Annotated in this window: 6 protein-coding genes and 2 pseudogenes; 4 read left to right on the plus strand and 4 right to left on the minus strand. The window is 58.3% G+C overall.

Features of this window, described 5'->3' with window-relative positions; genetic code table 11:
- Positions 1 to 92: 92 nt before the first annotated feature.
- Positions 93 to 1,643, minus strand: a complete 1,551-nt coding sequence (locus NE850_RS36155) for a methyl-accepting chemotaxis protein (protein WP_310700149.1) — start codon at positions 1,641 to 1,643, stop codon at positions 93 to 95.
- A gap of 273 nt (positions 1,644 to 1,916) precedes the next feature.
- Between NE850_RS36155 and NE850_RS36160 the strand changes: the two genes are divergently transcribed.
- Positions 1,917 to 3,017: a glycosyltransferase gene (locus NE850_RS36160; protein ID WP_310700150.1), complete on the plus strand. Its 1,101-nt coding sequence runs from the start codon at positions 1,917 to 1,919 to the stop codon at positions 3,015 to 3,017.
- Between the two features lie 1,888 nt (positions 3,018 to 4,905).
- A pseudogene (locus NE850_RS36165) lies at positions 4,906 to 5,314 on the plus strand (glycosyl transferase); the annotation flags it as partial.
- 45 nt (positions 5,315 to 5,359) lie between these two features.
- Here NE850_RS36165 and NE850_RS36170 read toward each other — a convergent pair.
- The 3 genes from NE850_RS36170 to NE850_RS36180 form a co-directional block, all read right to left on the minus strand.
- Positions 5,360 to 6,070, minus strand: a complete 711-nt coding sequence (locus tag NE850_RS36170) for a nuclease-related domain-containing protein (RefSeq protein ID WP_310700151.1) — start codon at positions 6,068 to 6,070, stop codon at positions 5,360 to 5,362.
- Positions 6,071 to 6,253: 183 nt separating this feature from the next.
- The gene (locus NE850_RS36175; RefSeq protein ID WP_310700152.1) at positions 6,254 to 6,742 is read right to left on the minus strand and encodes a hypothetical protein; all 489 of its coding nucleotides are present in this window, start codon (positions 6,740 to 6,742) and stop codon (positions 6,254 to 6,256) included.
- Between the two features lie 263 nt (positions 6,743 to 7,005).
- Complete coding sequence (locus tag NE850_RS36180; protein WP_310700153.1) at positions 7,006 to 7,674, minus strand: nuclease-related domain-containing protein; 669 nt, start codon at positions 7,672 to 7,674, stop codon at positions 7,006 to 7,008.
- A 395-nt stretch (positions 7,675 to 8,069) separates the two neighbouring features.
- Between NE850_RS36180 and NE850_RS36185 the strand changes: the two are divergent.
- Both NE850_RS36185 and NE850_RS36190 read left to right on the plus strand, forming a co-directional pair.
- Positions 8,070 to 8,530: pseudogene (locus NE850_RS36185) on the plus strand (glycosyl transferase); the annotation flags it as partial.
- Positions 8,500 to 9,402 (plus strand): hypothetical protein, encoded by a 903-nt coding sequence (locus tag NE850_RS36190; protein WP_310700154.1) that lies wholly within the window; start codon positions 8,500 to 8,502, stop codon positions 9,400 to 9,402. The pseudogene NE850_RS36185 and the gene NE850_RS36190, both read left to right, overlap by 31 nt.
- Positions 9,403 to 9,493 lie beyond the last annotated feature (91 nt).

The following is a 9,493-nucleotide window of genomic DNA, read 5'->3' on the forward strand; positions in this document are numbered from 1 at the left end:
ACCCGCTCAGACTTAAGCCACAAGGATATCGGCCCTTCTGCGCGCAGCGGTTTGAGCTTCTCATGCGCGCGAGGGCTGATATCGCCGGCAAGCTAATCGTCCACCTGAAACACAGCGACGGCATCCCGCAACGCAACCGCATGCTCTTCCAGCGATTTGGCCGCCGCAGCGGCCTCCTCAACGAGAACCGCATTGTGTTGCGTGACTTCATCGATCTGCGAGACGGCCTTGTTCACCTGTTCGATCCCGTCGCTCTGTTCGAGCGCTGACGCCTCGATCTCATTCATCACACCCGTGACGCGTTGGACCGCATCCATCGCTTCGTGAATCGTCTTCTGTGCGTCTGAGACGAGCGTCGACCCCTGTTCTACTTTAGCGGCCGAGTCGCCGATCAAATCCTTGATCTCCTTCGCCGCCCAACCGGAGCGTTGCGCCAGGCTTCGCACTTCCGAGGCGACAACGGCAAAGCCTCGTCCCTGCTCCTCGGCGCGAGCTGCTTCGACCGCCGCGTTCAACGCCAGGATGTTGGTCTGAAACGCAATGCCTTCGATCATGCCGATGATTTCCGTTACCTTGCGCGACGACTCGCTGATCCCATCCATCGTTTCGGTAACCCGCGAGACCACCGTGCCGCCGCGCGTAACCGTGTCGAGCGCGCCGTGAGCGAGCCGGTTGGCCTGCTTGGCATTGTCCGCATTCTGCTTCACCGTCGCGGACAATTGCTCCATGCTCGCGGCGGTCTGCTGAAGCGCGGCCGCCTGCTGCTCCGTGCGCGAAGAAAAATCCGCATTGCCGGAGGCGATCTCGTTCGCTCCCTGCGTGATCGCCGTCGTGCTGCCGCGCACTTTAGAGACGGTCTCGACGAGGCCTTCGCGCATCCGGGTCAACGCTGTCAGCAACTGGCCCATCTCGTTCCGCGATCTGATCTTGATGGCACCCGTCAGGTCGCCAGCGGCGATCCGCTCGAAGTGCTTGACTGTCGCGTTGACGGGTTTGATCAGCGCCGCCGACAAACCGATGCGCGCCGCCACGCCGATCACGATCGCAACCGCGCCGATGGCCGCAAACAGCAGTGTCGCGATCTGGAAACGCTGCGCCGCTGTTTCGGCTTGCCGATGCTGGCTGTCCACCTGCGACCGCTGGAGCGCGTCGATCGCTTTCGAATAGACGGCGTAAAAGCCGTTGGCCGTCTCGCCCTGAATGTTGCGGAAGGTATTGAAATCGAAATCGGCGAGCGCCTTGAATTCCGGTTCGATGGCCTTGTCGAGCAGCGCGCTGCGCGCCTGCTCCACGCTCTGCGCGAGTTTCTGCTCGCTCTCGTTGGCAAACGGGCCGGTCATGTAATTGCCGAAGTCCTTGTTCGATTCGACCAGCACCTTGTTCGCGGCCGGCAACAGGTCGTCGGTCTGCGTGCCGACGCTAAAGAGCGTCTGATACGAACCTAGCGCCAGTTGAACCTGCAGCAGCTTCTCCGAGCTCGCCTTCAGATGAGCCAGCGCGGCCGCGCTACGCTGCGTGTCGTCGAGACTGCTGTTGGCGAGCTTGAGCGCGCCATAGCCGACACCGATCACTGTCAGCAGCAAGACGACAAATACGCTGACCACCAGCGTCAGGCCGCCACGAATTGTGATGTTGTTTAGCATTGGGTCTCCGGAACGTCTTGCCGATCGGCGGCGAAAAACGGGTTGGCAGGTGCGCGTGCCGTCTTTCTTGCGCGTGACTTACACTTCGCCGCATCCAGGTTAACGAGGTCGCGCGGCGCCTGCTAAATAGGTGGAATCCATGACTGGCGGGCGTTTGCGGGCATTTTGCGCCTCACTATCTGGGATCTTCGCGCAGTCGCGCTGGGCCGCCGCTTTTCCGGACCCCGGGCGTTTCGTTTGTATAATTCGGCGTCTTCGCTCAGGCCCACTTTCATGCTCAGTTTTGCGCTCGGCTTCCTCGTTTCACTGCTGATCACATTGTTGATCGTGCGCTATGCGCATCTGCATGAAAAATTCTCCACCGACACCGATCTGTCCGGCGTGCAGAAATTCCATGCGCATCCGGTTCCGCGCATCGGCGGGGCCGGGATTCTGCTCGGACTGATCGTCTCCGCCGTGCAGTTGCATCACGCCTACCCGGCCGTGTCAGGCGGCATTCTCGGGCTGATTGCGTGCGGCATGCCGGCCTTCGGCTCGGGGCTGGTCGAAGATCTGACCAAGCGCGTGTCGCCGCTCGCGAGGCTCGTCTGCACGATGGCGGCCGCCGCGCTCGCCTATTTCCTCCTGAATATCGCCGTGACGCGCATCAGCGTGCCGCCGCTCGACTTCCTGCTCTCGTATGCAGTGATCTCCTGCGCGGTGACGGTGCTGGCGGTTGCCGCGCTCGCCAACGCGATCAATATCATCGACGGCTTCAATGGCCTCGCCTCGATGGTCGCGTTCATGATGTTCGCCTCGCTCGCCTACGTGGCGTTCCAGGTGTCCGATCCGATCGTGCTGTCCGCTTCGTTCATGATGATGGGTGCGGTGCTCGGCTTCTTCATCTGGAATTTCCCGGCGGGGCTGATCTTTCTCGGCGACGGCGGCGCTTATTTCATCGGCTTCATGCTGGCCGAACTGTCGATCATGCTGGTGATGCGCAATCGCGATGTGTCGGCATGGTATCCGGTGCTGCTTTTCATGTACCCGATCTTCGAGACCTGCTTCTCGATCTACCGGAAGAAGTTTATTCGCGGGATGTCGCCAGGGATTCCCGACGGCGTGCATCTGCATATGCTGGTTTATAAGCGGCTGATGCGCTGGGCGGTGGGTGCGCGGACTGCGCGGGAGTTGACCCGGCGGAACTCGCTGACATCGCCTTATCTCTGGTTACTGTGTCTGATTGCGGTTGTGCCGGCGACTTTGTTCTGGCGGCATACGCTGCATTTGTTTTGTTTTGTGGTGGTGTTTGCGGTGGCGTATGTCTGGCTGTATGTGAGCATTGTGCGGTTCAAGTCGCCTAAGTGGATGGTGGTGAGGAAGGGGCGGCGGTGAGCGCCGCCCACTCCTCCCCATATCGGCAGCATTAGGTCGGCTCAGCCTTGTCTGCGCGCGCGAGCTTCCTGTATGAGTCGCCGGTAATCAACGAGGGCTTCGGGGCGCGTGCCTGCGTGTTGCAGGACCACGTCGGCGATCGTGCGAATAAGCGGGCGCCCCATCCCGATGCGCATAAACTATTGCTGGCGCACCCGCAGGTGTCGATACAGTTCGCTACGCTCAGGTAATGCCGCTGCAAGCATGGTAGCCAACGCTACCGCTTCATGGAAAAGGGACCAAGCCCTTCGACGGCCCACAGCCCCGGCGAAAGGAGATTGCGCAGAAACCGAAGCTTCGCCGCGCTCCGCTTTATTGGCGAGGCGTGTATGAACCGCTGCCCGAAAACCGGCGTAAGCGTGACCGCATCGCCGGACTCACCGTGTGGGACCACACCAGTCCAATGCTTCGTTTCAACCACCAAGAACAATGCTCGATTCTGTCGGCCACATCTTCACATGTCCGCTGCTGCGTGGACCAGCGATTGATGACCACCGGCAAATGCTTGCTGTCTAAGTTCCACGTGTTTGCGGAGCGTATCCACCTCTCAAACCCACCGATATGTCCGCCACACGGAGACATTGAGTTTAGGGCGGCACGGGATCCTTCCAGAGTAAGCCAATCATAAGTCCTGGTAACCGCAGCCTGGACAAGCCGGCAGAATTCCCTCCGGAATTCATGTTGCAGCCGGTCGCAGGCAATCATGTACCGGTAGCCGTGGAGAGCGGGTGCGGTTGGGGACCGCGTCGATCACCTCCGACAGATTCAAGGCTGATATCTGCAAGATCTGCGATGATCTTGCCCCGCGTGATTGCCGAAGTTGCGAATCGGACACCTGAGGGGGCTATCGGATGTCAATGGCTGCATACGCGGCACTTATGCGGACACGCGGCCGGTTTTGACGGTGCTGCACCCACAAGCATTGTCCGCAACGCGGTGAGACGTCGCTGCTGAGCAGGAACGAGATAAAACTGCTCACCGATGTCTGCGATGCGAGCGAGCCAATATCCTGGGCCGAAGTATTCCGAAGCATCGTCCGCGCGAGTGTTGACGAAGTAACGGACCACCGTTTCGAGATGCGCTATTTCCACGTCAGCGAGCGCCGCGGGCCGCTTCAATCGATGTTGTTCATGCGCAATCGCTGCTTTCGGCTTCATCGGAGGGCGCCCTCCGACTGGCTCGAAGCCGGATAAAGCAACCCACAGCCTGACGCACCACGATCTCGAGTGAAAACCCGGCCAGCCGGTAAAGCTGCGACGCGCCCAGAATTGCGGATGTTGTGGCGAACGCCATCGGGAGGGTTGTTGCGAACGTCCTTATGACCGCCTCTGCGTTCCGCGCAACCCTCGCTCACGCCGGGACCGCGGCAATACAGTGTTTTGGAGTGCATGGATCAATGAAATCGCTTTCGGTGATTTCATCTTGCCGAGATCAATGAGAAATCAAGACAGCTCGGTCGTTAGACCGTCGCACGGAATATGAAGAACTGCAATTTGGCATCGAGCCCGGAAAACCGTAGCCCGGTCGAGCGTGCAGCCACAGTAAGCAACGAATCTCGACGTCGCCACCTACCGGGTGTCCATGGCCGGGCGCCCGTAACACGCGTCCCGACCGTCTGAAAAAATGCCGGCGGCAGTGAGTCTTGTCAAAGCGGTCAGATTGAGGGCGAGGCGCGCCGTATGCCGCAGAAAGTGCGTGAGCGCTGCTGCGGCCATCGTGGAGGGGACTGGACGGACGTTGACCTACGGCGCAAAGGCTTGCGCAAAGATGGCAGCGGAGTCGTCCACGCGAGTTCCTCCAGCAGTCGCGTGAGCGACTGCCCGGTGTGGCGGCATCGCTCAGGAGTACCGAACTGTCGATCATGCCGGTCGCGCGCAATCGCGGCATGTCCGCGTGGCATCCGGTGCTGTTCTTCGTGTGTCCGGTGTCGTCGAGACGTGCTTCTCGATCGACTGGAAGAAGTTTATTTGCCAGATGTCGTCAGGGATTCCTGACAGCGTCATCTGCATATGCTGGTTGTATGCGGCTGATGCGCTAGGCGTGGGCACGCGGACTGCGCGTGAGACCCGGCGGGGCTCGCTGACGTCGGCCAATCTCTGGTTACTGTGTCTGATTGCGATTGTGCCGGCGACGTCGTTCTGGCGAAATACGCTCGCAATTGTTTAATGGGGGTGTTTGCGGTCGCGAATGTCTGGCCGTATGTGAGTATTGTACGGTTCAGGTCGCCTAAATGGATGATGGTGGGGAAGGAGAAGCGGCGAGCGCGGCTTATCCCTCCCCATGTCAGCAGCGTTAGGTCCGGCTCAGCCTTGTCCGCGGGCGCGGGCCTCCTGTATGCGTTCCCGGTGCTCAGCTAGAGCTTCCGGACGCGTGTCTGCATGTTGCAGGATCACGTTGGCGATCGTGCGAATGGGCAGGCGCCCCGTCCCGGTGCGCGCAAACTGCTGTTGACGTACCCTCAGATGCCGGTAAAGTTCGCTACGCTCGAGCAGCGCCGCTGGAAGCGTGGGAGCTACCATTGCCGCTTCATGCGAAAAGACACCTAGTCCTTCAACGATCCACAGGCGAGGTGGGAGCAAGTCGCGCAGAAACCGCACCTTTGCCGCGTTCTGCCGGAGTGGCGACGTGCGCACGAGCCGCTGACCATCAACCGTCGTCAGCGTCAGCGTCTCATCGGTTTCGCCACGTGTCACGACACCGGTCCAATGCTTCGTTTCGATCACGAAAATTCCGAAGGGCGTGATCGCCAGATGATCTATTTCAGCGGTCGGAAACGTGCTTCCCGGCGCGTGAATCAGGATAAGACCGTCCAGTACCAACCAGTCGTCGCCACACAGGCGCGCGAGGTGCCACCGCAACTCGGCCGACACCTGCCTCTCGCCCTCCTCCCCGCGGTCCCGGGAAGAGGGCGTCCGCCCTTTCGAAGGGTCTGCATCGGGCAAAAGCTTATCGTTGAAGCTTACATACGCGTAGAACAACGCGACCATCAGCCCGAAGACTGTTTGAATCAGCATGCTGGTTTCTCCTTTATTGACGTAGGTGAAACCAGCGTATCGAGTGCCAGAAGAAGTCAAGCGTCAGGTCAGAATCGTGAGCCCCGGAACAAGCTGCCTGTCTTGTGGACGACCCTCTCTGAGGGCCTCACATACGGAATGTGTCGTGGTCCCCAGCGCGCGAGCCGCCTTGCGCAGGTTGCCTCAGTGCTCCATGATGGCCTCCATGGCCTTATCAGGTGTGAGCACCGGAATGTCTGGTCGCGAATAGGTAGCCGCATGCGAGCATCGGAGATATTCATTATGGACATTCGATGCACCTGAGATAAGAGTCGTATTGAGCAGGACAATGAGCACGCGCTTTCTGATCCACAATAAAAACTCGCGCCAATGCTCGAGTCTCTCGGCCACCTCCTGAAATGTCATCTGCTGCACGGACCAAAGACTGATGAGAAACCGCAAATGCTTGCTGGAGAAGTTTAGCGGCGTTTGTAACGCACATCCGCCGGCGCGCAGCCCCTCGAATCCCGCCAATACCCCTGCCACCCGCCGACATTGTGTTTCCGCCGGCACCGGCTCCTTGGCACCAGTGCGCTGATCATACGTCGAGGTGACTCGACCTCGGGCGAGCTTGCGGAATTCCCGCCTGAATTCAAGTGGCAGACTGCTGCGGGCAATCACGGCGAGATCCATAGCGTGGCTTCGTGCTATGACATGAAGCTCGTGATTCTCGATCATTCATTCAGGCATACTATTCAAAAATCACAAGCCGAATAAGTCACGGAGAACCGCCGACGCCTCGTCTCGAACTACCGCACGTTGGCTACGGATATCGTGTTAGCTCTTGATAGCGCCGGCCCCCCAAAGCATTAATGACATGCCACAGAAGCTGGGTGAAGATCATGAAGCGTCACCAGGTTGCCTAATGACCGAAGCCAGTAAAGCAACATTTCGCCCTATTTATAGCTCTTGCCCCAATCCGCACATCGCAACTGTAAATATTTGCCGATTCTCTCGGAATCAAGGTATCGGCGATGGCTGTCGCGAAAGCGATTCAACCGCGCACGCATAAAATGATGGAACTCAGACGCTTGCAGAATTGTTTCAGGCAACGTGGGATCAAGCACACAGTGCGATGCGGCGAATACTGCAATGCATTCGACCGGGCAGCCGTATTCGGCCAGTAGGCCACGCAAATGCCGGAGAGCGGGCTTCGCCCTGCGTAATGGAGACGTCCGCACCGAAACAACACCAGGCTTTTCATGCACAAGGAGTTCGTCCTCGTTTATCGTACGCCTCACGGTCCCTGTCCAATCGTATCGATCAATGACAAACGCTCCAAACTCAGTCACAGCGAGACAGTCGATCCACGTCATCGGGTTGCGCGTGCCTGGTGCTTGCTCAATTATGACGCCACGGCGTATAACAAACGCACGGTCGGACATTGCCCGCACCACCGCTGCCACGTTTTTTGTTAACGGAAGAGACAAACGGCGTTGACGCTCCACCCAGCCATCGCGGCCGCCGGTCGGCTCAGTGAAATCCCCAGCCGGTTCCTGCGGGCAGGCGATACTACGGGGTGTATCTGTACCCATAAGAGAAAACAGTGCCTCATTCTGTTTCATTTGCATTTCCTTTTGTTGACTGCAGAGGGAACGGACAAGTTCATCTACCATCCGCAAGAATTACCGGAATATTATTTAGGATAACTTACAGTTTCATACGGATCAGTGAGGTGATTTAAGTCGTGATATCTTCAATGGCTGCAATTCGGCGCTCGAGAGAAGCTTCTCTCCTGACAGCCATCATCGCCCCACACGGGCCGACGAAGCGTCTCAACGCCTGCTAGCGCTCCAGTCTCGCGTCCGCCCGTCGGGTTGCGAAGTTCGACGGTGCCCGGCCAAGACTGTCGGTTGACTGACGCAGGCAGGCATATGGCCATATCGCAGGGCAGTATCTCGATGAGTTGAGCATGCCACGTTCAACAAGAAGTCAAGGGAACGCCTCTGTGTTGACTCCCCTTGGCGACGGCCGGGCGCATTCCATCGGCATCATGCTTGCCGAGCTGTCGGAAATGCTGGTGATCCGTAATCGCGATGCGTCGAAGTGATATCCGGTGCTGCTTTTCATGTACCCGATCTTCGAGACCTGCTTCTCGATCTACCGGAAGAAGTTCATTCGCGGGATGTCGCCTGGGATTCCCGACGGCGTGCATCTGCATATGCTGGTTTATAAGCGCTTGATGCGCTGGGCGGTGGGTGCGCGTACCGCTCGCGAGCTGACGCGGCGGAACTCGCTGACGTCGCCGTATCTCTGGCTGCTATGCCTGATCGCAGTCGTGCCGGCGACGTTGCTCTGGCGGCATACGCTGCATCTGTTTGCTTTGTGGTGGTGTTTGCGGCGACTTATGTGTGGCACTATATGAGCATCGTGCGGTTTAATTCGCCGAGATGGATGGTGGTAAGGAAGGGGAAGCGATAGTCAAAGCACATATTCGCCTGAACGCAGCCGGCGCGAATATCATCAGTTGCATCCATGAATCGCCAAGGGTCCGCAATGAACTGGACTTTGGTGTTATACCTATCGACATGATATCTATTTCGTCGGTCAAGCGAACCGCCTTGATGCTTCTCTCCGGTCAGCAGCTTTTGATAGCCAATGCCGCGCCCCAAAAAGTCAAAAAATTGCTGTGGTATTACGACTGGGCCACTATCGGTGACTCCATTATGGATCTGTCACAAAGGTTTCTGATCGACCCGCGCATATCCATCGACCTCTGCATGCCACACGGTCCGGCGGAGCTTTTTGTCAGCGATGCCCGGTTCCGGCGTGTGTCCCGTTCGCTGGACGACTGCGATAAGCGGTATGACATGGTGATAGTCCAAAGCCTTACTACGAAAACCATCTTAAAGAAGATTCAATACCATCCGTTCACTCCGTGGTTTTCGATTATGGGGCACCGAAGGGACGAGAATTTTTCGAGGATTCAGCTTTCGTACGAACAGATTGCGCGCGTGTTCAAATCGACGCTCGAATCTGGCCCGATCGCACCCGCGTTGACGATCTCAGACCGGGGTGCCGCAAGCGCAGAGATATTTACGATTGCGGTCGCGGTGGGGGGCGGCGACAAGCGACGCAGGTACGAAAACTTGGCAGTACTTATCAAGCAGATTTCTTCGAGCTGGCCTAAGCAGGTCCCGAGCCCGCGGTTCATTCTGCTCGGCACGGGCGACATTGCGCTCGATACAGTGGGAGCGGTCCGTCAAGACGTAGCTTGCGGCCATGTCGAGTCGCACGTAGACCTGCCGAATATCACCGTAAGCGCCCGGTCATCTCATCTTGAGTTGCGTTAAAAGTCTTGGGAGCATCGTGTTCACTTAAATAGGTGGACACGTGAACACTATTGAAGAAGCAGTGGCACCTGGTCGTCGGCGCCGCCGGCGC

This window comes from Paraburkholderia sp. USG1 (genome assembly GCF_031570135.1).
Taxonomy (GTDB): Bacteria; Pseudomonadota; Gammaproteobacteria; order Burkholderiales; family Burkholderiaceae; genus Paraburkholderia; species Paraburkholderia dioscoreae.

What these genes read in the sequence shown, in the direction of transcription:
- NE850_RS36175 (WP_310700152.1), bottom strand. Translation starts at nt 6,742, where the DNA reads ATGGATCTCGCCGTGATTGCCCGCAGCAGTCTGCCACTTGAATTCAGG.
- NE850_RS36170 (WP_310700151.1), bottom strand. Translation starts at nt 6,070, where the DNA reads ATGCTGATTCAAACAGTCTTCGGGCTGATGGTCGCGTTGTTCTACGCG.
- NE850_RS36155 (WP_310700149.1), bottom strand. Translation starts at nt 1,643, where the DNA reads ATGCTAAACAACATCACAATTCGTGGCGGCCTGACGCTGGTGGTCAGC.
- NE850_RS36160 (WP_310700150.1), top strand. Translation starts at nt 1,917, where the DNA reads ATGCTCAGTTTTGCGCTCGGCTTCCTCGTTTCACTGCTGATCACATTG.
- NE850_RS36180 (WP_310700153.1), bottom strand. Translation starts at nt 7,674, where the DNA reads ATGAAACAGAATGAGGCACTGTTTTCTCTTATGGGTACAGATACACCC.
- NE850_RS36190 (WP_310700154.1), top strand. Translation starts at nt 8,500, where the DNA reads ATGGATGGTGGTAAGGAAGGGGAAGCGATAGTCAAAGCACATATTCGC.